Origin of the sequence: Nocardia sp. NPDC051911 (genome assembly GCF_040681035.1) — a bacterium.
In the GTDB taxonomy this organism is placed as follows: Bacteria; Actinomycetota; Actinomycetes; order Mycobacteriales; family Mycobacteriaceae; genus Nocardia; species Nocardia sichangensis.
In genome coordinates, this window is the sequence record NZ_JBFAXY010000013.1 from 142,827 (window position 1) to 166,438 (window position 23,612).

Consider the following 23,612-nt stretch of genomic DNA (forward strand, 5'->3'; position numbering starts at 1 on the left):
GTCCGGAGCGGATGGCACGCCGGTCGGTGCCTGAGCGTTCTGCCGCGCGGTGTGGTCGGCCGTGCTTCGGTCGGGAGTCGACGTCGCCGGGTCGATGGGCTGCTGCGGTGCGGGCTGTGCGCTTGTCGGTGTCGAGGAGTGTCCGCCCTGCCGCGCCGCCTGCTCCGGAGCGGATGGCACGCCGGTCGGTGCCTGAGCGTTCTGCCGCGCGGTGTGGTCGGCCCTGCGTCGGTCGGGAGTCGGCGTCGCCGGGTCGATGGGTGGCTGCGGTGCGGGTTGTGTGCTTGTCGGTGTCGAGGAGTGTCCGCCCTGCCGCGCCGCCTGGTCCGGAGCGGACGGAGGCGCGGCGGGATATCCGGCTCGAGGCGATCGCGCGGCCGGTTCGCGGCCGGTCGATGTCGAGGTAGGCCAGGTCTGGTTCGGACCGGCGGGTGGGGTCTCGCGAGACTCGCCGCGCTGAGTCGCCTCGTTTCCGGTCGGGCTCGGGCCGATCGGTGGGGTGGTCCGATTGGGCGGAGCCGAGTTCGGCCACAGGCTCGGAGCCACGGCCGACAGGGCGGCATCGAGGCGAGGGTTGCCGGTGGACGGCCATCCACCGTGCTTCGGCCCGAGCGGAGGTCGGCCGCCGACGCCCTGGCCCGGCGTGCTCTGGCCGTGCGATGGCGGGGCATGCTCGTCGTTCCGGGGCGGAGCGGGCCGGTCGTCGGCTGGTTGCCGGGGCGGCGGCGGGAGCTCCGGCCGGTCCGCCTGCTGTTCGCTCGACGCGGGCGGGTTCGCGGACCTGCTGCCCAGTGGCTGGAAACCGGGTGAGGGCTGCGACGGATTGCGCGTGGGCAGGCTGTGCTGCGGAGCGCCGGTGCGCTCCGGCGGCGCTTGCCACGAATTGTCCTGCGCCGGTGGAGTGCGGTCGTAGCCGGGCTGCTGCCAGGACCCCTGCGGGTGCTGGGCCGCCTGTGGGTGGGGCCAAGACTCTTGCGGCTGCTGCCAGGCCTGGTATGGCTGTTGCCGAGACTCTTGCGGCTGCTGCCAGGCCTCTTGCGGCTGCTGCCAGGCCTCTTGCGGCTGCTGCCGGAGGGACTCTTGCGGAAGCTGCTGCCGGGACTCCTGTGGCTGCTGCAGAGAATCTTGCGGCTGTTGCAGAGAATCTTGCGGCTGTTGCCAGGACTCCTGTGGCTGCTGCCACGACTCGTGCGGGGCACGAGCCGGTGCGGGCTCCTCCGGAACCGGCGCGGGCGCGCGACTCGCGTCGCCCTGCCGCTGATCCTCCTCGGCATTCCCCTCGTGCTTGTCGCGGCGCCAGCCCTTACGGCGCTTCTCCGGCCGTGCGGCATCCGGGCGTTCCGCCTCGGGCGCGCGGCCGCGCAAACGGCCGCGCCTGCGGCTGGGGAAGTCCTCGATGAGGTCGTCGTGCGGAAGGTTCTGTACCGGCGCTTCGTAGCCGCTCTGGCTGACGTCGCTCTCCGACAGCCACGGCGGCAGCATGGGCAGGCCGTCATTGCTACGGCTCACGACTGCGCCTCGCCGATGTTCGGCGTGCCGATCTCTCGCTCGCTGCGCTCGGTCACGACTGCCCTCGCTGCCCGCTCGGCTCGGTCGTGGCCAGGGACGCTCTGCCGTTGACTCGCTCGCTACGATTACTCACGGCCTCGCCTCCCTGCCGCTCGCTTCGGCCGTGACCGAGAGCGCCCACGCCGGTGGCTCGCACGCTGCGCCGGCTCACGCGTCCCCCTCGATCCGTTCGACCCAAATACCTGGACAGCGGCCAGTTTACGCGACAACCCGGTGCCGTCGCGGCGCAGCGTCCGAGGCCCGCCACGAGTGGGAAGACGGCTGCGAAACCGCTGGCGACACGGGTATACAGGGAGGCATTTTTGCCCGATCCGGAACGGATCGGTAAGCTGGAGCGGCGGTGCACCTAGGCGCCGCCTGTTTGTGTGCGAGCGGTTCGCTCCGGCGATCGGTCCCATTCGAGCAGAACCAGCAAACAAACCAGGTTGAGCGTAACCGGGATCGCGGAGGACATGGCGAAGAAAGACGGGGCCATCGAGGTCGAGGGTCGAGTTGTCGAGCCGCTGCCCAATGCGATGTTCCGGATCGAGCTCGAGAACGGACACAAGGTTCTCGCGCACATCAGCGGGAAGATGCGGCAGCACTACATTCGCATCCTCCCCGAGGACCGTGTGGTCGTCGAGCTCTCGCCCTACGACCTGTCGCGTGGCCGGATCGTATACCGCTACAAGTGATCGTGCCCGGCGCGATCGGCGTCGGTTGCGAGCCGGCAGTCCCGGCGTGAGCCGGGGCCGAGTCGAAAGACTCACACCAGAGCTTCCCCAGTCGCCGACTGGGGAAAAACTGTGTTCACACCCCTGTGAACCACAACAGATTGGACGGACGTGAAGGTTCAGCCGAGCGTCAAGAAGATCTGCGAGAAGTGCAAGGTGATCCGCCGTCACGGCCGGGTCATGGTGATCTGCGACAACCTGCGCCACAAGCAGCGCCAGGGCTGAGCGGAGGCGAGGGAGACCTCGCACCACCCGCCCGAGGCTTGCCGACGGCGAACGCTCGACGCGACACCAGCCAAGCACCGAACCGCAGTTCGGATTGGCAAGAAGAACTCCCAGCACCAGCCGCACGCTGCGGAAATCAGGGTTCGCCCTGGGCGTGCGCGCCTACCACCGGTTCGGAGGCCGGTGCCCCGCCAAGACGAGGGGACGGACAGGGAGCAGACCTCCGCAACGATTAAGGAAACTGCCAGATGGCACGTCTCATGGGCGTCGACCTCCCGCGCGAGAAGCGCATGGAGATCGCACTGACCTACATTTTCGGCATTGGCCGTACCCGCTCCAAGGAGATCCTCGAGGCCACCGGCGTCAGCCCGGACCTGCGCTCGAAGGATCTCAGCGACGACGATCTGACGAAGCTGCGTGACTACATCGAGGCTTCGGAGTTCAAGGTCGAGGGTGACCTGCGCCGCGAGGTGCAGGCCGATATTCGCCGCAAGATCGAGATCGGCTGCTACCAGGGCCTGCGCCACCGTCGTGGCCTGCCCGTGCGTGGCCAGCGCACCAAGACCAACGCGCGCACCCGCAAGGGCCCGAAGCGCACCGTCGCCGGCAAGAAGAAGTAGGGATAACCGATGCCTCCGAAGAGTCGGGCCGCGGGCCCGAAGAAGACCCAGAAGTCGCGTCGCAGGGACAAGAAGAACGTCCCGCACGGCAACGCGCACATCAAGAGCACGTTCAACAACACGATCGTGTCGATCACCGACCCGAACGGCAACGTCATCTCCTGGGCGTCGTCGGGTCATGTCGGCTTCAAGGGCTCGCGCAAGTCGACCCCGTTCGCCGCGCAGCTCGCCGCCGAGAACGCCGCCCGCAAGGCGCAGGAACACGGTGTCAAGAAGGTCGACGTGTTCGTGAAGGGCCCCGGTTCGGGCCGCGAGACCGCGATCCGCTCGCTGCAGGCCGCCGGCCTCGAGGTGGGCACGATCTCCGATGTCACCCCGCAGCCGCACAACGGCTGCCGTCCGCCCAAGCGGCGTCGCGTCTAGCGGGAAAGGAATAACGAACAATGGCTCGTTACACAGGCCCTATCACCCGCAAGTCGCGTCGTCTGCGCGTCGACCTCGTCGGCGGCGACCAGGCGTTCGAGCGTCGCCCCTACCCGCCCGGCCAGCACGGCCGCGCGCGGATCAAGGAGAGCGAGTACCTGCTCCAGCTGCAGGAGAAGCAGAAGGCCCGCTTCTCCTACGGCGTCATGGAGAAGCAGTTCCGCCGGTACTACGAAGAGGCCAACCGCCTCAAGGGCAAGACCGGTGACAACCTGCTGCGTCTGCTCGAGACCCGCCTGGACAACGTCGTGTACCGCGCCGGTCTGGCCCGTACCCGCCGTCAGGCTCGTCAGCTGGTCTCGCACGGCCACTTCCTGGTGAACAACAAGAAGGTCGACGTTCCCAGCTTCCAGGTCACCCAGTACGACATCATCGATGTCAAGGAGAAGTCGCTGGGCACCCTGCCGTTCCAGGTGGCGCGTGAGACCGTCGGCGACCGTCCGGTTCCGGGCTGGCTGCAGGTGCTCCCCGGCCGGCTGCGGATCCTGGTCCACCAGTTGCCCGAGCGCGCCCAGATCGATGTGCCGCTGCAGGAACAGCTGATCGTCGAGTACTACTCGAAGTAAGACTTGGCACAACGTGCCGCTGGTGCGTGGCCGCCCCGCTGGGCGGCCAGGCACAACCCCTGAGACGAGGCGTCAAATAGCGGGCGCCCAAAAGGAGGATGATCCACATGCTGATTTCACAGCGTCCGACGCTGACCGAAGAGGTCGTCGCCGAGAACCGCTCGAAGTTCACCATCGAACCGCTCGAGCCGGGCTTCGGTTATACCCTCGGCAACTCGCTGCGGCGTACCCTGCTGTCCTCGATTCCGGGGGCGGCGGTCACGAGCATCCGCATCGACGGCGTCCTGCACGAGTTCACCACCGTTCCGGGCGTGAAGGAGGATGTCACCGACATCATCCTGAACCTCAAGGGCCTGGTCGTGTCCTCCGAGGAGGACGAGCCGGTCACGATGTACGTGCGCAAGCAGGGTCCGGGCACCGTCACCGCCGGTGACATCGTCCCGCCCAGCGGCGTGGTGGTGCACAACCCGGACATGCACATCGCGACCCTGAACGACAAGGGCAAGCTGGAGATCGAGCTCGTCGTCGAGCGCGGTCGCGGCTACGTCCCGGCCGTGCAGAACAAGGCGTCCGGCGCGGAAATCGGCCGGATTCCGGTGGATTCGATCTACTCGCCGGTGCTGAAGGTGACCTACAAGGTCGAGGCGACCCGCGTCGAGCAGCGCACCGACTTCGACCGGCTCATCCTGGACGTGGAGACCAAGAACTCCATCAGCGCGCGGGACGCGCTCGCCTCGGCGGGCAAGACCCTGGTCGAGCTCTTCGGCCTGGCCCGTGAGCTGAACGTCGAAGCAGAGGGCATCGAGATCGGCCCCTCGCCGGCCGAGGCGGATCACATCGCCTCGTTCGGCCTGCCGATCGAGGATCTGGACCTCACCGTCCGGTCCTACAACTGCCTCAAGCGCGAGGGTGTGCACACCGTCGGCGAGCTGGTCGCCCGCACCGAGTCGGATCTGCTGGACATTCGCAACTTCGGTCAGAAGTCCATCGACGAGGTCAAGGTCAAGCTGCACGCGCTCGGCCTCTCGCTGAAGGACAGCCCCGCGTCGTTCGATCCGTCCAGCGTGGTCGGCTACGACGCGAGCACCGGCACGTGGAGCGACAGCGGCACGTTCAGCGACACCGACGGCGGCGAGCAGGACTACGCCGAGACCGAACAGCTCTAGGCCGCCGGGGTAGGCGCCCCGGCCCGGCCTCATACAAGGAGAACACCACAATGCCCAAGCCCAAGAAGGGTGCCCGCTTCGGCGGGTCGGCGTCGCACCAGAAGGCGATCTTCGCCAATCTGGCCACGGCGCTCTTCGAGCACGGCCGGATCACCACCACCGAGGCCAAGGCCAAGGCCGTGCGTCCCTACGCGGAGAAGCTGATCACCAAGGCGAAGGGCGGCACCCTGGCCGACCGTCGCGAGGTGCTGAAGGTGATCCGCAACAAGGATGTCGTGCACGAGCTCTTCGCGGAGATCGGCCCGTCGTTCGAGGGGCGCGAGGGTGGCTACACCCGCATCACCAAGACGCTGCCGCGCAAGGGTGACAACGCGCCGATGGCGATCATCGAGCTGGTTCGCGAGAAGACCGTGACCAACGAGGCCGATCGCGCCCGTCGCGTGGCCGCCTCGAAGAAGGCGGAGGAGGCTCCGGCCGCCGAGGTCGTCGAGGAGGAGGCCGACGAGGCCGTCGCCGAGACCGCCGAGGCTCCGGCTGCCGACGAGGCCGCCGAGGACAAGAAGGACGCCTGACGCTTCGCGTCGGAGTTCGCGCACGAGCCCGCCACCCGCACTGGGTCGGCGGGCTCGTTCGTTTCGACCAGAGGATCATGTGACCGTGGAGGAATCGGTGGGATCGATGTCGGGTCGACCGGGCGAGGACGCACCGGGCGTGCCCGGTATCGACGTGCCACGCACCCGGGTGCGGTTGGACATCGCCTATGACGGCACGGATTTCGTCGGCTGGGCGCGTCAGCCTGGTCTGCGCACCGTGCAGGGGGTGCTGGAGGACGCGCTGAGCAAGGTGTTCCGCGAGCCGATCCAGCTGACCGTGGCGGGCCGTACGGACGCGGGCGTGCACGCCGAGGGGCAGGTCACGCATTTCGACACCGCCGGTGAACTGGACGCGGCGAAACTGGTGCACCGGATGGCGCGCTTCCTGCCGAAGGACGTGCGGATCAGGCACGCGCGCCCGGCCGCGCCGGAGTTCGACGCCCGGTTCTCCGCCATCCGCCGCCATTACGCCTACCGGCTGACCACCGCGCCGTACGGTGCGGAGCCGCTCCAGGCCCGCAGCGTGGTCGCCTGCCGATCCGACGTCGATGTCGACGCGATGCGGGCGGCTTCGCGAAAGTTGATCGGGCTGCACAACTTCGCCGCCTTCTGCCGCCGCAGGGAGGGTGCGACGACGGTACGGGAGCTGCAGCGGTTCGACTGGGTGCGCGATGGTGACCTGCTGATCGCCTACGTCAGCGCGGACGCGTTCTGCTGGTCGATGGTCCGCAGTCTGGTCGGCGCGGTCCTCGCCGTCGGCGAAGGGCGGCGGACGCCGGAATGGGTGGCCGATCTGTTGCGGGAGACCGAGCGCTCCAGTTCGGTGACCGTCGCTCCCGCACATGGTTTGAGCTTGATAGGCGTGGACTACCCGGCCGACGAGGAACTCGCGGCCCGCAACGCGCAGACGCGGGAGATGCGGTCGGTTCCGGTACCTGGCGGAGGCTGCTGCGGCGAGTGAGAATGTCCGCGCACTACCCGCACCCGTGCTCGGGTGCGGGTAGCGGACGCGGTCACTTCGATGACCGCGGGTATTGCTGCTGCGACTGTGCCGACTGCTGAGCCTGCTCCTGCTGGGTCGGCGACATCGGTGTGGACCGGCCGGATTGCGCTTCGATGGTCCTCGGTTCGTGCGACGCCCCGGAAATCTGGATGCGGCGCGGCTTCGCACGCTCCGCGATGGGGATCGTCACCGACAGCACGCCGTTGTTGTAGGTCGCGCTGATGTTCTCGACGTCGACGTTCTCGCCGAGGGACATCTGGCGCATGAAGGTGCCCGCGAAACGTTCCGAGGCGATCCACTGGACGCCTTCTTCGCTCGGCACGGTGCGTTGCGCCCGCAAGGTGAGCGTGCCGTTGTCGACGCTGACGTCGATCGAGCCGGGGTCGACGCCGGGCAGATCCGCGTTCAGAACGTAGTGATCTCCCGCTTTGAACAGATCCATCGGCATGAATCGCGGTGCGCGACCGGTTCCGGCAGTCTCACCGAGCAGTTGGCGGGCAACGGTGTCGATGTCATGGAATGGATCGAATCGAAGCACAGCAATCACCTCCATCTCCTAGTGGTGGCGCCGGCCAGGCGCCGGGCGCCGATAGCTGTGCAATAGCCACAGTAGCCCTCGGTAATCGGGACGGCATCGACCCGACGGGGCCGTCCTGGCAGTGCACGGGCCCGGCCGGAATAGCGCCCTCCTGGCGTGTGTTGGGTCGGGACATGGCATTCGACAGTCTCGGACGGTTCGGAGTGTGGCGGGCGTACAACGGGTTCAGCCCGGAAGACGCGCGAGAATTGGAGCGGCTCGGATACGGCGCGCTCTGGCTGGGGGCTTCGCCTCCGGCGGATCTGGCGACGGTCGAACCGCTGCTGGAGGCGACCGAAACGATCACCGTCGCCACCAGCATCGTGAACATCTGGGCGGCGCCCGCGAAGGAGGTGGCCGACTCGTTCCACCGGATCGAGGCCCGCTTCCCGGGCCGGTTCCTGCTCGGCATCGGTGCGGGACACCCGGAGCACACCGGTGAGTACCGCAAGCCGTACGACGCGCTTGTCGAGTATCTCGACGACCTCGACGCCGCGGGAGTACCCGCCGAACGTCGCGCGGTGGCCGCACTCGGCCCGCGCGTGCTGAAGCTGGCCGCCGAGCGGTCGCTGGGCGCGCTGCCCTATTTCGTGCCCGCGGCGCACACCGCGAAGGCCCGCGAGATCGTCGGCCCGGACGCGCTGCTGGCGACCGAGCACAAGGTGGTGCTGACCGACGACGCCGGCACGGCGCACGCGGTCGCCGATGAGACCGTCAAGTTCTATGTCGGCCTGACCAACTACGCGTCGAACCTGCGCCGATTCGGTTTCACCGACGCCGACCTCACCGTGCCGCCGAGCGAGGCGCTGTTCGACGCCGTCATCGCGCACGGCACGCCGGAGCGGATCGCCGCCCAGCTGTCCGAACACGCCGACGCGGGCGCCGACCACGTCGCGGTGCAGATCCTCGGCGACAACTACCTCCCGGCTCTGCGCACCCTCGCTCCGCTGCTCACCGGGCGATCCTGACCGCCCGTCTCCGGCCCCCGGCGCTGTGTACCTTTACTGCGCTGTTGACCGCGGGATCCTGACCGCCCGTCTCCGGCCCTTGGCGCTGTGTACCTTTGCTGCGCTGTTGACCGCGGGATCCTGACCGCCCGTCTCCGGCCCCCGGCGCTGCGCCGGGGGCCGGGTTTTGTTTCCGGCGATCGTCCTAAGGGACTGTTAGGAAGCTTCGAGAGCCATTTCGCGCGCGTGTGACTGTCGACACACTGATCTGCGACGACGTGATGAGGCGTCGGAGAAGGAGATGTTGTGACTACGACACAGCCCGTCGGCGAGCGCCGGGTGGTCGCGAATGTTCTGCGCGGATCCATCGGCAATCTCGTCGAGTGGTACGACTGGTATGTCTACGCCGCGTTCAGCGTGTACTTCGCGAAGACGTTCTTCCCGAAGGACGATCCGACCGCGCAACTGTTGTCCACCGCCGCCGTGTTCGCGGTCGGCTTCCTGATGCGCCCGATCGGCGGGTGGGCACTGGGTCGGTACGCCGATCGGTTCGGCAGGCGCTCGGCCCTGACCCTGTCGGTGACCGTGATGGCCGCCGGTTCGCTGATGATCGCGGCGACGCCGGGTTACCAGACCATCGGCCTGGCCGCTCCGGCTCTGTTGCTGGTCGCCCGGCTGCTGCAGGGGTTGTCGGTCGGCGGTGAATACGCCACCAGTGCGACGTATCTGTCCGAGGTGGCCTCGGCGGGCAGGCGCGGGTTCTACTCGAGCTTCCAATACGTGACCTTGGTGGCAGGACAGCTCGTCGCGCTCGGGGTGCAAATCGTGCTGCAACAGTTCCTCGACGCCGGCCAGATGAACGCCTGGGGCTGGCGGATCCCGTTCGTGATCGGCGCCGCCGGTGCGCTGATCGTGATGTGGTTGCGGCGCGGCATGGACGAGTCCGAGCAGTTCCGCGCCGAATCCGGACAGCGGCCGAAGAAGACCGCGGCGACGGCCGCCGAGGTGCGGGAATCGCGTGGCTCCCTGCGGATCCTGTTGCAGTACCCCCGCGAATGCCTGCTGGTCGTCGGGTTGACGCTGGGCGGAACGGTCGCGTTCTACACGTACACGACCTACATGCAGAAGTTCATGATCAACACCTCCGGCATCTCCAAGTCGACCGTGGCGTGGATCAACTTCATCGCGCTGCTGGTCTTCGTGGTGCTGCAACCGCTGGCGGGGGCGCTGTCGGACCGGATCGGCCGACGCAAGCTGCTCATCTTCTTCGGCGTGGCGGGCACCTTACTGACCGTGCCGATCATGACGGTGCTCGCACGCACCACCAATCCGGTCGCCGCGTGGGGTCTGATGATGGCGGCGCTGGTGATCATCACGGGATACACCTCGATCAACGCGATCGTGAAGGCCGAGCTGTTCCCGACGAAGATCCGCGCGCTCGGCGTAGGGCTGCCCTATGCCTTGACCGTCGCGATCTTCGGCGGCACCGCCGAGACGATCGCGCTCGCGCTGAAGAAGGGCGGCCACGAGTCGCTGTACTTCTGGTATGTCGCAGGCTGCATCGCCGTCTCGCTGATCACCTACTACTTCATGCGGGAGACCTCGGCCTCGTCGGCGATCGACGCGGCCGAGCCCACCGCGAGCGCCGACACCGGGTCCGGCGCCGCGGGGGCCGAGCCGGGTCGGCCGATGGTCACCGTGCGTGACTGACCGACCGGCACACGCGCCGGTCCGCCCACTGTGGGAGGATCGGCGCGTGCGGCTTGCGGTGGTCGAGGACGACGACGGCGTGGGAGACGCGCTGGTCGAGGCGCTCAACGCCCGTGGCTACCGCGCCGAACGCAAGCGCCGCGGCGCGGATCTGCTGATCGCGCACCGCGACTACGACGCGGTGATTCTGGATCTCGGACTGCCCGACGGCGACGGTCTGCAGGTGTTGCGGCGACTGCGCGAGGTGAGTTCGGTTCCGGTGCTGATCCTGACCGCGCGCAGTGACGAACGCTCGATCGTGCGAGGCTTGCGCGGTGGCGCCGATGACTATCTGGTGAAGCCGCCGCGCATCGCGGAACTCGTCGCGCGGCTGGAGACGGTCACCAGGCGGGCGGCCGCGGCGGCGCGACAGGCGCAGTCGGTGATCGTCACCGGTGACGTGCGGGTCGATCTCGGCGCCCGCGTTGTCGAGGTGGCCGGGGAGCCGGTATCGCTGACTCAGAAGGAATTCGAGCTGGTCGAGGCGCTGGTGGAACGGCCGGGGGCCGCGGTGAGCCGTCAGCAGTTGATGGACCGCATCTGGGGTGACGCCTTCGTCGCGGTCTCGCGTTCGCTGGACGTGCACATGACGGGCTTGCGGGCGAAACTCAACCGGCCCGGCCTGATCACCACCATCCGCGGGTACGGGTATCGGTGGGGGCAGTGAGCGCGGTCCGGCGGGCCGGAGGTGTGCCATGCGGCGTCGCTTGCTGGTCGCGCTGACACTGTTCGCGGCCATCGCGGTGCTGGCGTTCGCGGTCCCGCTGTCGCTGACCATCGCCACCAGCCGCACCCAGCAGCTGGTGCTCGCGCGCTCGGGGGACGCCGACCGCTTCGCCACCCTCGCCGACGACGCGGTCACCGCGGGGGACAGCCGTGCGCTGGCCGACGAGGTGCTGCGCTATCACGAGCTGTACGGCGAGAACGTGCTCGTGGTCGACGCCAGGGGTGCGCCGACGGTGAACGCGGGCGCGGACATGGACGATCCCGGCATCGTCGCGGCGGTGGCGGCCGCGCGCCGCAATCAGCGTCCGCACGCGGTGGACAAGCTGACGCCGTGGGGCGCGCCGAGCATGCTGGTCGCGCGGCCGGTCGGCACCGGCGTGCAGGTGAACGGGGCCGTGGTGATCGAGGCGTCGACGGCCCGTGCTCGCGGTGATATCGCGCGGGACTGGGCGGTGATCGTGCTCGGCGGCGTGGTCGCGATGGCGCTGTTCGTGCTGCTGGCGGTGACGATCGGCCGCTGGGTGCTGCGGCCGCTCGCGGCGCTGTCGCACGGTGTGGCGGAGTTGACCGCGACGCTGCCCAAGCCGCGCGCCGACACCGTCGCGCCGGTATCGATCGCGGGCCGCTACGGCGGGCCGCCGGAGATGCGGGCGCTGGCCGAGTCGTTCGACGCGATGGCGCTGGCCGTGGCCGATTCGGCGGACGCGCAGCGCCAGCTGGTCGCCGACACCGCACACGCGATGCGCAATCCACTGGCCGCCCTGACCATTCGCCTCGATTCCCTGGAACCAGCGATCCCGGCGAGCGCGGCGAGCATCTTCCACAACGCTGGCGCCGAGGTGGAGCGGCTCACCGCGTTGCTCGACGGCTTGCTCAGCTTGGCCGTCGCCGAGACCCCGGCGGCATTCGACGTCGCCCGCACGGCCGAGGGCGACGACCAGTGCGACGCCGTGCAAGTGATCGCCGACCGATTCGACGCCTGGTGCTCGGCATTCGAGGCGGCCGGACAGCGATTGCGCGTGGCGGCCGTGGCCGGGCCCGCCGACGTCGCGGTCCCGGCCGACGTGCTCGCGCAGATGCTCGACGTACCGCTGAGCAACGCGACACGCTATGCGGGCGCGGGCGCGAACATCGATCTGGTCGTCGCGACCGAGCCGGGCTGGGTCACGGTGACCGTCCGCGACGACGGCAGCGGTGTTCCTCCCGCTGAGCTCGACAAGCTGACCACCCGTTTCTTCCGCGGTTCGGCCGCGGGGGCCGGTGGCTCCGGGCTGGGCCTGCCGATCGCCGCCGCATTGGCGCAGGCGCGCGGCGGCGTGCTCACCGTGGCCGCGGTGCGTCCGCATGGTCTGGCGGTCTCGGTGCGCCTACCCGAGGCGGAGGCCCGATGACCGGCCGGGAGCCGATCGTCCGGCGCGGCGTCGGTCGGCGCGGCTTCCTCGCGTTGGCCGTCGCGGCGGGGCTCGCGGGTTGTGGGCCGGGCGGCCGGGGCGCCACCGCGCGGCTGGCGTCCGGCGAGGTCGGCGGCTTCTATCACGCCTTCGCGGGGTTGCTCGGCCTCGCCGCCGAAAACGCCGGGGGTGTGCGGATCGAGCGGGTCACCACCTCGGGTTCGCAGGACAATCTGGCGTTGCTGGCGCGCGGTGAGGTCGATGCCGCGCTCGCGCTCGCGGATTCGGTGCGCGACAGCGCCGATCAGGTGTTCGCGCTGGGCCGGGTTTACGAGAACTACCTGCAGTTGGTCGTGCGGGCGGACAGCCCGATCGGTTCGGTCGCGGATCTGCGGGGAACGCGGGTGAGTCTGGGCGCGGAGGGATCGGGCGCGGCCTTGACCGGCGCACGGATATTGCGCGTCGCGGGGCTCGACCCGAGCGCCGACGTCGCGATCGCCCATCGCCCCTTGGCGCAAGCGGTGGCCGCCCTGACCGCTGGCGACGTGGACGCGCTGTTGTGGGCGGGCGGCGTGCCGACGGCACGGCTCGCGGTGCCGAGCCGGATGCGGCTCGTGGACATGGGCGAACTGGCCGCGCCGATGCGGGACCGGTTCGGGCCGGTATACGACCGGGTGGCGATCCCCGCGGATGCCTATCCGGGCGGGGTCTCGGTGCACACCATCGGGGTGGCGAATCTCTTGCTGGCCGCGGGCAGTATGTCCGAGGAGGTGGCCGCGGCCATCGTCGAACTACTGGTGTGGCACGCCGACGCGCTGGTGCCCACCGAGGCGGCGGGCACCCAATTCCTCGACGGCCGGTCGCTGATCAGCACCGGCCCGATTCCGCTGCACCCGGGAGCTGCCGCGGTCTATCGCCGCTGGCACGGATAGTTCCGTCAGGACCTGACCAAGCGGGCGATGGCGTCGGTCGCTTCCTTGATCTTGGCCTCGGCCTCCGGGCCACCCGCGACGGCCGCGTCCACGACGCAGTGGCTGATGTGATCCTCCAGCAGGCCCATCGCGACCGCTTGCAGGGCTTTGGTCATGGCGGACACCTGAGTGAGGATGTCGATGCAGTACTTCTCCTCCTCGACCATCCGCTGCAGACCGCGCGCTTGACCCTCGATGCGCCGCAGCCGCTTGAGGTAGTCGTCCTTGGCGGTGATGTAGCCGTGCGCGGCGTGGTCGGCCGCCGTGTGGTCGTGGGGGGAAGCTGCCACCGATGTCTCCTCGCTGCCTGCCGGTCGCCGGAACCGGATCAATACCCCCCTAGGGTACAGTTCCGGGGGCGTCTTGTCAGGTCGGGCCGCATGGTGCGGCAGACCCCGCCCGGTCGGAACGGTCCGTGTTCCGCCGGAAAGCAGGGTAACGCGGATCCCGGCGCGCGACGGCCACCCGGGGACGAGACAATTGAGGTATGAGTTCGCACCCCCGGCCCGCGCTCGCCGTCATCGGCGGCAGCGGCTTCTACGATTTCTTCGACAACGAGGCGACCATCGTCGAGGTCGACACCCCCTATGGTGCACCGAGCGCGGGCATCGCCGTCGGAGAGGTGGAGGGGCGGCCGGTGGCGTTCCTGCCGCGCCACGGCAAGAACCACGAATTCGCGCCGCACACCTTGCCCTACCGGGCCAATCTGTGGGCCCTGCGTTCGCTGGGCGTGCGCCGTATCTTCGCGCCTTGTGCCGTCGGCAGCCTGCGGGCGGACTGGGGCCCCGGCACGGTCGCGGTGCCCGATCAGCTGGTCGACCGGACCTCCGGTCGTCCGCAGACCTACTTCGACGGCGGCGGCATCCACGTGTCCTTCGCCGACCCGTACTGCGAGGAACTGCGGGCCGCGGCCATCAAGGCCGAGTCCGACGAACTGCACATGATGCACGCGGCCACGATGGTCGTGGTCGAGGGTCCGCGCTTCTCCACCCGCGCCGAGAGCCGGTGGTTCGCCGCCCAGGGCTGGGAGCTGGTGAACATGACCGGCCACCCGGAGGCGGTGCTCGCCCGCGAACTCGAGATGTGCTACGCCGCCGTCGCCCTCGTCACCGATCTGGACGCCGGTCTGGAGGAGGGCGAGGGGGTGCGCGCCGTCGACGTCTTCGCCGAGTTCAAGCGAAACCTCGTGCCCTTCAAGGAGCTCGTCCGCCGCGCGGTGGCCGCGGTCGACGGCACCGACACCTGCGACAAGTGCCGTGTCCACGCGGACGTGTCGCTGCCGTTCGAATTGCCCTGAGTCCGATGCGGGTGCTGGTCACCGGAGCGGCCGGGTTCCTCGGCGGGCACCTGCGCCGTGCGCTGCTCGCCACGGGACACCAGGTGACCGGGGTGGACCTGCTTCGCGACCACGGGCCGGACGCACGACCACCGGAAGAGATCGAGCGGGTGGACGTGCGCGACGCCGAAGGGCTCGCACCCCTCTTGGACGGAGTGGACGTGGTCTGCCACTTCGCGGGTGTCACCGCGGGCGCGCTGGCCGCCGACTTCGCCTCGCACAACGATGTCGGGACCGCCGTGCTGCTCGGTGCCATGGAGCGGGCGCGAGTCGGCCGCTTGGTGCTCGCCTCGTCCGTCGCGGTCTACGGCGAAGGCCGCTATCGCGGCGTGCAGAGCGGCCCGTTCTTCCCCAACCTGCGTCGCAGGGCCGACCTCGACCGAGGCATGTTCGATCATCGCGCTCCGCACACCGGCGAGATCTTGACGTGGGAGCCGGTCGGCGAGGACGCGCCACTGCGTCCGCGCGGTCCCTATGCGGCGAGCAAAGTCGCGCAAGAGAATTACGCGCTCGCCTGGGGATTGGCGACCGGTGGTGCGGTGACCGCCCTGCGAATGCACAACGTGTACGGCGCGGGAGCGCGGGCCGGGCTGGTGGGGTGGTTGCACGCCGAGCTGGCACAGGGCCGCGCGCCGCAGGTGTTCGAAGACGGCGGACAGATCCGGGATTTCGTGCACGTGCGCGACGCGGTCGCGGCCACCGTCGCGGCGGTCGAGCGTTCGCTGCCCGGTTTCGTCGCGCTGAACATCGCCTCGGGGCAGCCGATCACGGTGTGGGAAGTGGCCTCGATCATGTCGCGCGCCCGCAGTGGCCCCGCGCCGGTGGTAACCGGCCGATACCGCATCGGCGACGTCCGGCATTTCGTCGCGGACCCGGAAAAGGCGAGACGGGTATTGGATTTCACCGCCTCGGTGGCGCCGGCGCAGGGTCTGGCCGAGTTCGCGGCCACCGACTGAATCAGGCACCCGGATCGCCGGATGCGGCTCGGTGCGGCGCGAATGCCTCCGCGTGGGCGTTCGACCATTGCTCGAAGTTGCGCGGAGGCCGACCGGTCACCTGCTCGACGGTCGGACAGAGCGTCGCCTCATCCAGCCTGCCCGCCACGAAGAAACCGAGAAACGCGTCGACGTACTCCCGCGGCATGGTGGCGGCCAGCTGCCTCGGTCTCGTCGTCGAGTTCGCGCGCCACCAGTGGTCGGTTCAGCACCGTGGCGAGTGCCGCGACCTGCTCCGCCGGTCGCGGGGTATCCGGTGTTCCTGGTATCGGGCACTCGTGAACGGCGGGAGATGCTCTGGAGCGCGCCGGTACGCGGGGGCGGGAGGAGTCCGAGTTAGGCTCGCGCGGTGGATACCCCGTTGCGGCTCGAGGTCATCGTGGCCAGTGTGCGTCCGGAGCGGTTCGCGCCGGTGGTCGCGGACTGGTTTCTACGTACCGTGCGCGCTCGTCCCGAATTCGATGTCGGCGTGATCGATCTCGCGCATACGCCGTTGCCGGTCGAACTCACCGACAACGAGGAGACCGCGGCCTATCGCACGCGATTGCGGGACGCGGACGCGTTCGTCGTCGTCACTTCGGAGTACAACCACGGTTATCCGGCATCGCTGAAGACGGCGTTCGACACCGCGAAGCACGAGTGGCGCGCGAAGCCCATCGCTTTCGTCTCCTACGGCGGCCTTTCCGGTGGCTTGCGCGCGGTGGAGCAGTTGCGGCAAGTGGTCGCCGAGATCCATATGGTGTCGGTTCGCGAGACGGTCAGTTTCCACCAGGCAAAGAAGCGGTTCGACGAGACAGGCGACACCCGCGACGGGGCGGCCATCGACGCCGCGGAACGAATGTTGCGTCAATTGGCCTGGTGGGCACGTACTTTGCGAGCAGCTCGGACGGCCGATCCGTACCCCGGTTAGCGCTATCGCGCTCGCTTACTGCGGTTGCATCGCGCGTCGGCCGCGCGGCTGACCGATGTAGGTCGCCTCGCTCGGGATGGACACCAGCGTCAGGTCGACCTGTGCCGTGCCGGTGCGCAGCACCACGTGGTTGCCGATCGCGCCGGGCTGGTGGATGGCCAGGTCGGGGCGGGCGGCGGGCCAGCCCATCGGATCGCCCGTGACGTAGATGGTGGTGACGCCCGCGTGCGGGGCAGGCGCGAGCACCCCGTCCACCACCGTGGCGGTGAATCCCGCGTCGGACTGGTGGGTTTCGATCGCGATGGTCAGGCGCTCCGGATTGCCGATGGTGGTGACCAGGTTCTCCCAGGCCCGTGCTCGGTCGGTGCGGATGAGGATCCGTTCGCCGACCGCGAGCGCCCGGAAAACCAGCTGCTGCGCCAGGTACAGCTCGCCGGCGACATACACCGTGGAGATGCCCGCGCCGACGATGCGAGCCGCCACGCCGTTGCCTTCGTCATCGGAACCGATCAGCTGGCCGCAGCCGGAGGAGGGCAGGTGCAGATCGTCGACGATGTCGATCAGGTGCTCGATCATCGGAATGGTGTCGTCCACGCCGGGAACCGCGAGCGGCAGGTGGGCCAGCAGCCCGTCGCGGTGGCGTCCGTTCATCGAGATCATGCCCGGCAGCTCGGAGCGTTCGGGCAGTTCCCGTGCGGTCAGCCGCCAGGCGGCGCCGATGCTCACCGAGTCGGCGGAACTGCCGGGGCGCAACCGAACCGCCACCGTCGTGCCGCGTGATGGGGCCACCCAGAGCTGTGCGAGCAGGTCCGATTCGAGTCGCTTGGGATCCAAGGCGCTGCCGATGTTCACGCTGTTGCCGATTTCCGCGTAGCGCCAGCTGTGTTCGAGCGTGCGCGGATCGTAGCCGCCGGTGATCTGCAGGACCGCCTTGCGGATCTCGGGCGCGGTGAGGATGCGCGCGTTGCAGTCGGCATCCTCGAGCGTGCGCATGATGCGCTGGGTGGCGATGGTGACCGCGCGCGACGCGCCTTCGGCTCCGCCGCCGCGCCGGTCGGTGGCCTCCGGGCAGGCCACCGCGTCGAAACCGATCGCCAGCCACACCGTGCGGTGCGCGGTGGCGGGCAGCGGGCCCAGCAGCGATTCGTAGATCTTGCCCGCGGGCGTGCCGGAACGGCTGCGATGCCCGTGGCTGATGATGTCGATGCCGCTGAGCAGGATGTCGTGCTGGTTCAAGCATTTCGCCAGCTCCGCCAGCGGAAGCAGGTGCGAGGCGTGCACCGTGGTGCGGGCGATCCTGGTCAGCCCGCCGGGGGGAGGCAGTACCTCGACCACCGTCACCACGCGGCTGCCGTCCCAGTACAGGCCGAGCGAGCGACCATCGGCGCCGCGGAAATCGACGGTGTCGCCGAGTTCGTAGTCCCGGTGCGTGAGATAGCGCCACCAGGTCGCGATCCAGTCCAGCACAGTGCGTCCGGCGACCGGAATCAGCGGAATGAGCGCGACGACCACCGCCACGCCGAGCGTGGGAAGCCCCGGCAAACCGGCGAACAGTGCGACGACCGCGGCGATCAGCCCGATGATCTGGGCGATCAGCAGGTTCCGCATCGAGACGCGCCCGAAAAGCGGTCGTGGTCCCGCACCGGCCGGTTCCGCCATCGTCGTCCCCCAAGTACCCGATATCGGCCGGTTCGCCGCGGCCGAGCTGAACAACAGTCCCCGGGAACTGTACTGTGTTCGGCGAACGCGAGCACTGTTCGGGGGAGGAATAATGGCTTCGAAACCCACCACTCGCTGGCAGGTCAGCGGTTACCGCTTTCTGGTCCGGCGGATGGAGCACGCCTTGGTGCGCAGGGATGTGCGAATGCTGCACGACCCCATGCGTTCCCAGTCCCGCGCGTACGCGGCCGGTCTGATCCTGGCGTGTGTCGCACTGGCCGGATGCGGCGTGCTCGCGTTGCTGCGCCCGCAGGGCAAAGTCGGCGATGACAACAAGATCCTGATCGGCAAGGATTCCGGCGCCGTCTACGCGGTGATCGATAACGTGGTGCACCCGTCTCTCAACCTCGCCTCGGCCCGCCTGGCCGTGGGTGAGGCCGCCAAGCCCGCGACCGTGAAGGAGTCCGAACTCGGGAAGAAGCCGCGCGGCCAATTGATCGGCATCCCAGGCGCTCCCAGCTCGCTGCCCTTCGACAAGGAGGGGAAGGGGCGCGCGTGGACGGTGTGCGATTCGTTGAAGACCGACGGCACCGATGACCGCAGCACCTCCGTTCTCGTCGGCGACCTGGAACTCGGCGACAAGGCGTCGGCGATGGGCAAGGACAAGGCGCTGCTGGTGAAGGGCAAGGAAGCGACCTATCTGATCTGGAACAAATCGCGGGCTCGCGTGGATGTGAACGACCCAGCCGTCGCGGGTCCGCTCGGGATCCGGGGCATGACACCGCGCCCGATCAGTGAGGGCCTGCTGAACGCTATTCCTGAGGTGAATGCGATCGTGCCACCGACGATTGCCGATCCGGGCGGCCAGCCGTCCGGCTATTCGATCAACGGTCTGAAGATCGGCACGGTCGTACAGGTCACCGGCAAGTCGAACCAATATTTCGTCATTCTGCACAATGGCCTGCAGCCCATCAGCCCGTTCACTGCCGATGTGATCCGGGCTTCGCAGCGGAATCCAGATCACGGCACCGTCATTGGCGATTACGAGCAGCAGCACGCGCCGATATCGAACGCGTTGAAGGTCGACACTTATCCCGACGTCGCCCCGATGGTGATCCAACCCAAGGCACGGCCGATCAGCTGTATGTCGTGGAGGCCGATACCGGGTGTCGAGGGTAATGTTGACGTCGCGCTGCGTGCGGAGCTATCCGTCATCGATGGCAGCGATCTACCGATGAACAGCAGCGCTAGGCTGGTTCCCCTCGCGCAGGCGGACGGGAAAGGCGACAACGTCGACTCTGTGTACTTCAAACCGGGCTCCGGGGCCTTCGTCCAGAGCACCGGCATCGAACCGGACAGCCGCCGCAAGGACGGCATGTTTTACATCGCCGATACAGGTGTGCGCTTCGGTATCAGGGATGCCGAGGCGGTCAAAGCGCTCGGCATGAGTACGGAGTCTGGAGTGCGCCAGCCGGAACCGGCTCCATGGCCCATCGTCGGCCTGCTCGCCTCCGGCCCAACCCTCAGCCGCCAGAACGCGATGGTGGCCCACGACGGCGTTGCGCCAGACACGAATCCGGCGAAAGAGCTGATAAAGAGCCAAAATTGAGCCCCAGCACCACCGCCGCGTCCGCGCCTGCAAGGCCAGCATGACACCGGGTGGGGGCAGCTTCCAGCGGAGCTACAAGGGAACGGTCTGCGTCGAAGACGGTTAGTGGCTGCCGATTCAACCCACACCCCGGCTTGTAAATACTTCTGCGTCTGGATGATACGTCCGCGTTCTGACAGACAGCCGTCGGTGGGGACAGTCTGCTCTATGCCTTCGGCGCTGCATCCGCTACGGCTGTAGGACAACGGCGTTAGAGGCGCTAGATATGGAGAAGCGGGGCCCGCCTCCCAGTTTGTGACCTGGCGGGTGGACCCACGATGATCCCGGATGTGGCGATGATTGCCAACGAAGATGCAGTCGCCAGTCCCTTGCCTCCCGGCATCGGTCGCTCGAAAATTTTCAGAACTGATGGAACTGATCTTCGATTGGGCGCGTCTATAGACAGTGAAGGGCAAAGATGTGAGATGGAGGAGCTGTTGCAAAGCGGTCCTGATCTGCACATGCACGGCCGGCTTCGGTTCGCGAAATCGGCAGGCGCACGCAGGTTGAGCCGCACACATGTGACGGCCCCGAAGTCCTGCATCCAAGCCTAGGAGGTTGAGGAGTCTGTACTCCTCAAAGCCTCAGGATCCGCACGAAGATGCGGATTGCATCGCGCACCGAGCGTGATGTCGTTGCAGTTAACAACAGGAGGGGAAAGTCACGTGTCGTATACTCGCCAGTCGATCGCCGCAGGCGCGATTTTGCTCGCTGCCTTTGGCGTTGGTGCGGTCGGCGCATCGCCGATAGCCGTAGCATCTCCGTTTCCGATGTCATCAAAGAGGCGCCATCACCAGCGCAGCTGTCTCGTGAAGAGCAAGAGGCGATAGACAACAAGAATGCCGGGCGTCCGTATGACCAGGCGGCGTACAACCGTGCTATGCAAAAAATAAAGCAGGCCGAGAAGTATAACGGTGACCGTAACAAGTAGAAGCGGAACCGTCGATGAGATTTAACCCCAAGGAGAAGTCATGGCAGGATCTCACTATCAAATAAGTCACTTTTCGCAGTCCAACCCAGCTGGTCAGGGGCAGGGAGATGTTGCGAAGTTGCTCCGTACCGTCGCGGCCTCGATCGAGCAGCTCGGAGACGTTTCGGTTCAAGATCTCGTCTTACACAACGAGATTACTTCCGACGGTGTTTGGCCTTCGATAACCGTGTATTACAGCAGCAAGTAGAGCCCCGTAGATTGTTGGCAGCGCGGCATCGGAAGGGTGACGTCCTGAAGAGAGGCGCGCTTAGGGCTGGTTATAGTAGAGGAAGAAAATGCAAAGCATCTTGAAGAAAGTGACGCTGGTTCTCTTAATCGCCGCAGGCGCCGGTGCATTGAGTACGCTAAACAGTGGTTCGGCGCTGGCGAAAGAGCAGACATTCGAGAATGAGCTTCAGTGTGATGTCTATCTTCGACAGACGAATCAGATGAAGTGGAACCATTGTAGCCTGGACGCGCGGACTGGAAGATACTATATCGAACCGCAAACGATGGCTCAGTAAACAAAACTTCCCCAAGGGCTCGCGATCGGCTGCGTCCCTTGGGGAAGCGTCGCTGACCGCGTCGGTCTTTATTTTCAGTTCCGTTACGAATCTTCTCGTGTGATGCCGAATCTGCGTCGGATGGGGAAGATCCGAGCATTCCCAAGATCGGCAATGATGTAACAGCGCCACTTCCAACGAGTGTGACGTTGCGTGCGCGATTATTCGGCGGTGGTGCAGCCGATGGAATCGGAAGCTCAAGACTTCTGGCTGCCGCTGGTGGTTTCGGCGGCAATGCGCCGACTACCTCAGCGGTCAGCGCCCGTACTGGATCCACAGCGCCATAGCCGACGTAGGGACTCCATCCCTCCGCGGGGGCATGGGCGGTGGCCTCGATGCGCTTGATGACCTCCAGCGCGCTCAACTCTGGGAAACGCGCTCGCACCAGGGCGGCTATTTCGTCGTTGTAGCCGCACAGCAGCTGCTGGACGGCGGGCCTGGGTAGGGGTTTCGCATGAATAGAAGAGTTTCGGCACTGGCATCGTTCGCTGCGTCAGTTGCCGTTGTCGGAGGAGTCGTGCGCTCAATGCAGGGCAGGCGTACGCGGACCCGATCGCCAAGTACTGCAGCCCAGACGCATGTGAGAAGGAAGCAGCGAAGCGAAACGCCGAATACCGGCGTAGTAACGAGGGTTCGACTGCGCCCGGGGTTACTGCGAGCCTTGGGAATGGGTGGAGACCAAGTCGTGGGGCTTGTTCTGGAGGGCCCAACTCTTATCCGTGATCACGCCCGGTGATGCGTGTCCAGCGGGTCACTCGTCTTCGCGGACGCCGAATCGGCGGCGGATCGGAAACGAGGCGAGCATGCCCAGCACCAGTAGTACCGCAACGCTGCCGCTGCCGATCAGCGCTACATTTCGTGCACGATGGTCGGGCGGTGGGGTCGGCGAAGGAACCCGCAATTGCACACTCGAAGCTGCTGCGGGGCGCTTTGGCGGGAGCGTTTCCGGTACTTCGGCGGTTAAGGCGGCGACCGGATCGACAGCGCCGTAGCCGATGTATGGATTCCAGCCCTCCGCAGGGGCATGGGCGGTCGCCTCGATGCGCTTGATGACCTCCAGTGCACTCAGCTCCGGGAAGCGGGCTCGCACCAGGGCAGCCACCCCTGAAACCAACGGGGTCGCAAAACTGGTGCCCTGAATCGGCCCGAGTCTCCCCGATTGCTGGACGCTGCCGAGTTGAACTGCGGTTCCTTTGCTGTTCGGATCGTTGAACAGTGGATCGAGGGAGGTGATGTTCTCGCCGGGCGCCGCCACACCAAGCCATGGTCCGGGCACTGTGAACGTCGACGGCTGCCCGTTCCCGTTGATGGAACCGACAGCGAGCACGTAGTCGTCATAGCGGGCCGGCGACACGTTCAGATCTACCTTGCCCCACGGGTCCCCTGCGGGGTCGAGAGGATCGATGACCGCGTTGCTGCCCTTGCAACTGTCGCCGCCATCGCTGCCGTTGCTGCTGTTGCCGGCTGCTACGACGATAACTACGTCCTTCTCGATCGCGGCATACCGGACCGCAGCACCCAACTCGGTGTCTTCGAAAGGCTCCGAAGTCGGCTTGCACGCGACTTCGGAGATATTGATGACGGTAGCTCCCATGTCCGCCGCGCGGCGGATCGCCGACGCCATGGTGCGAGTGGTGCCGTATCCCTGGGGTAGCGCATCGGGCCCTTTGTCCCGATTTGCTCCTTCCTTCTGGTACAGCTTGCTGGTCTGGCGGATAGTGAGGATTCGCGCCTCGGGGGCGACCCCGGAGAAGCCCTGACCGTCGACCTCTGTCGCGGCGATCAGCCCCGCGACCAACGTCCCATGCGCATCGCAATCCTCGGTTCCGTCGCTATTGCTCACATAGTCGCCGCCCGCGATCAACCCCGGCAGGCGCGGATGGCGCGCGACACCGGTGTCGATGACTGCCACGAGTTGACCTGCGCCCTTGGAAAATCGCCAGGCGTGCTGCAAGTCGAGGGAGCGTTGTGCGTCCGGGGTCGAGGGTCCGTTGCCGCCCGAACCGGTACTGACGCACGGAGTATTGGACGCCCGCTCGGTCTTGTCCGGCGGAGCGGCCGGTTCGCCAGGTGGCGGTGCCGTGTTCGGGCTCACGGTGGGCTTCTCGGCGTGCGCATCCGGAATTCCGGCAGTCGCACCGACGGAGACGCTGAGCGCCAACACGCAGACCGCCGTGCTCAACCGAACCGCTCGGAAACAACTGTCGACCCGCTGTTTCGAACTCATCGCTC

General features: G+C 67.4%; 22 protein-coding genes and 2 pseudogenes. 18 read left to right on the forward strand and 6 right to left on the reverse strand.

What is annotated here, in order from left to right; genetic code table 11:
• Positions 1–1,509 (reverse strand): annotated as a pseudogene (locus AB0L97_RS18420) (hypothetical protein); the annotation flags it as partial.
• Positions 1,510–2,021: 512 nt separating this feature from the next.
• Between AB0L97_RS18420 and infA the strand changes: the two are divergent.
• The 8 genes from infA (at position 2,022) to truA (ending at position 6,896) form a co-directional block, all read left to right on the forward strand.
• Positions 2,022–2,243: a translation initiation factor IF-1 gene (gene infA / locus AB0L97_RS18425; protein ID WP_003418601.1), complete on the forward strand. Its 222-nt coding sequence runs from the start codon at positions 2,022–2,024 to the stop codon at positions 2,241–2,243.
• Between the two features lie 150 nt (positions 2,244–2,393).
• Positions 2,394–2,507, forward strand: coding sequence for a 50S ribosomal protein L36 (rpmJ, locus tag AB0L97_RS18430; protein WP_011207363.1), 114 nt, complete (start codon positions 2,394–2,396; stop codon positions 2,505–2,507).
• A gap of 248 nt (positions 2,508–2,755) precedes the next feature.
• Entirely contained in the window at positions 2,756–3,127 is a 372-nt protein-coding gene (rpsM, locus tag AB0L97_RS18435; RefSeq protein ID WP_039795645.1) for a 30S ribosomal protein S13, read from the forward strand.
• A gap of 9 nt (positions 3,128–3,136) precedes the next feature.
• On the forward strand, positions 3,137–3,550 hold the full coding sequence (rpsK, locus tag AB0L97_RS18440) for a 30S ribosomal protein S11 (RefSeq protein WP_039795647.1): 414 nt from the start codon (positions 3,137–3,139) through the stop codon (positions 3,548–3,550).
• 20 nt (positions 3,551–3,570) lie between these two features.
• A complete protein-coding gene (gene rpsD, locus AB0L97_RS18445) occupies positions 3,571–4,176 on the forward strand; it encodes a 30S ribosomal protein S4 (protein WP_355076205.1) in 606 nt (201 codons plus the stop codon).
• 107 nt (positions 4,177–4,283) lie between these two features.
• The gene (locus AB0L97_RS18450) at positions 4,284–5,342 is read left to right on the forward strand and encodes a DNA-directed RNA polymerase subunit alpha (RefSeq protein WP_039796155.1); all 1,059 of its coding nucleotides are present in this window, start codon (positions 4,284–4,286) and stop codon (positions 5,340–5,342) included.
• Between the two features lie 50 nt (positions 5,343–5,392).
• Entirely contained in the window at positions 5,393–5,914 is a 522-nt protein-coding gene (rplQ, locus tag AB0L97_RS18455) for a 50S ribosomal protein L17 (protein WP_355076207.1), read from the forward strand.
• Positions 5,915–6,020: 106 nt separating this feature from the next.
• Complete coding sequence (truA, locus tag AB0L97_RS18460) at positions 6,021–6,896, forward strand: tRNA pseudouridine(38-40) synthase TruA (RefSeq protein WP_364430877.1); 876 nt, start codon at positions 6,021–6,023, stop codon at positions 6,894–6,896.
• 148 nt (positions 6,897–7,044) lie between these two features.
• Here truA and AB0L97_RS18465 read toward each other — a convergent pair.
• Positions 7,045–7,476, reverse strand: a pseudogene (locus AB0L97_RS18465) (Hsp20/alpha crystallin family protein); the annotation flags it as partial.
• Positions 7,477–7,649: 173 nt separating this feature from the next.
• Between AB0L97_RS18465 and AB0L97_RS18470 the strand changes: the two are divergent.
• From AB0L97_RS18470 to AB0L97_RS18490, 5 genes are all read left to right on the forward strand, one after another.
• Complete coding sequence (locus AB0L97_RS18470) at positions 7,650–8,483, forward strand: LLM class F420-dependent oxidoreductase (protein WP_355076209.1); 834 nt, start codon at positions 7,650–7,652, stop codon at positions 8,481–8,483.
• Positions 8,484–8,768: 285 nt separating this feature from the next.
• A complete protein-coding gene (locus AB0L97_RS18475; RefSeq protein WP_355076211.1) occupies positions 8,769–10,172 on the forward strand; it encodes an MFS transporter in 1,404 nt (467 codons plus the stop codon).
• 46 nt (positions 10,173–10,218) lie between these two features.
• Entirely contained in the window at positions 10,219–10,878 is a 660-nt protein-coding gene (locus AB0L97_RS18480) for a response regulator transcription factor (protein WP_195084845.1), read from the forward strand.
• A 28-nt stretch (positions 10,879–10,906) separates the two neighbouring features.
• On the forward strand, positions 10,907–12,328 hold the full coding sequence (locus tag AB0L97_RS18485) for a HAMP domain-containing sensor histidine kinase (protein WP_364430882.1): 1,422 nt from the start codon (positions 10,907–10,909) through the stop codon (positions 12,326–12,328).
• Positions 12,325–13,260: a TAXI family TRAP transporter solute-binding subunit gene (locus AB0L97_RS18490; protein WP_364430885.1), complete on the forward strand. Its 936-nt coding sequence runs from the start codon at positions 12,325–12,327 to the stop codon at positions 13,258–13,260. Before AB0L97_RS18485 ends, AB0L97_RS18490 begins: the two co-directional genes overlap by 4 nt.
• A gap of 5 nt (positions 13,261–13,265) precedes the next feature.
• On the opposite strand, the gene AB0L97_RS18495 is transcribed toward AB0L97_RS18490, so the two are convergent.
• Entirely contained in the window at positions 13,266–13,589 is a 324-nt protein-coding gene (locus AB0L97_RS18495; RefSeq protein WP_355076219.1) for a metal-sensitive transcriptional regulator, read from the reverse strand.
• Positions 13,590–13,786: 197 nt separating this feature from the next.
• Between AB0L97_RS18495 and AB0L97_RS18500 the strand changes: the two genes are divergently transcribed.
• Positions 13,787–14,596, forward strand: a complete 810-nt coding sequence (locus AB0L97_RS18500) for an S-methyl-5'-thioadenosine phosphorylase (protein ID WP_364430889.1) — start codon at positions 13,787–13,789, stop codon at positions 14,594–14,596.
• A 5-nt stretch (positions 14,597–14,601) separates the two neighbouring features.
• A complete protein-coding gene (locus AB0L97_RS18505) occupies positions 14,602–15,591 on the forward strand; it encodes an NAD-dependent epimerase/dehydratase family protein (RefSeq protein ID WP_364430892.1) in 990 nt (329 codons plus the stop codon).
• Between the two features lies 1 nt (position 15,592).
• On the opposite strand, the gene AB0L97_RS18510 is transcribed toward AB0L97_RS18505, so the two are convergent.
• Positions 15,593–15,778: a hypothetical protein gene (locus AB0L97_RS18510; protein WP_364430895.1), complete on the reverse strand. Its 186-nt coding sequence runs from the start codon at positions 15,776–15,778 to the stop codon at positions 15,593–15,595.
• Between the two features lie 201 nt (positions 15,779–15,979).
• Here AB0L97_RS18510 and AB0L97_RS18515 point away from each other — a divergent pair, with 201 nt between their 5' ends.
• Entirely contained in the window at positions 15,980–16,540 is a 561-nt protein-coding gene (locus AB0L97_RS18515; protein WP_355076227.1) for an NAD(P)H-dependent oxidoreductase, read from the forward strand.
• 15 nt (positions 16,541–16,555) lie between these two features.
• On the opposite strand, the gene eccE is transcribed toward AB0L97_RS18515, so the two are convergent.
• Positions 16,556–18,199 carry a type VII secretion protein EccE gene (eccE, locus tag AB0L97_RS18520; protein WP_364430899.1) on the reverse strand — a complete coding sequence of 548 codons (1,644 nt, stop codon included), beginning with the start codon at positions 18,197–18,199 and terminating at the stop codon, positions 16,556–16,558.
• Positions 18,200–18,311: 112 nt separating this feature from the next.
• Between eccE and eccB the strand changes: the two genes are divergently transcribed.
• On the forward strand, positions 18,312–19,808 hold the full coding sequence (eccB, locus tag AB0L97_RS18525) for a type VII secretion protein EccB (protein WP_364430902.1): 1,497 nt from the start codon (positions 18,312–18,314) through the stop codon (positions 19,806–19,808).
• A 640-nt stretch (positions 19,809–20,448) separates the two neighbouring features.
• A complete protein-coding gene (locus tag AB0L97_RS18530) occupies positions 20,449–20,778 on the forward strand; it encodes a hypothetical protein (protein WP_364430905.1) in 330 nt (109 codons plus the stop codon).
• A gap of 1,353 nt (positions 20,779–22,131) precedes the next feature.
• Here the strand turns inward: AB0L97_RS18530 and mycP are convergent.
• Entirely contained in the window at positions 22,132–23,607 is a 1,476-nt protein-coding gene (gene mycP, locus AB0L97_RS18535; protein ID WP_364430908.1) for a type VII secretion-associated serine protease mycosin, read from the reverse strand.
• Positions 23,608–23,612 lie beyond the last annotated feature (5 nt).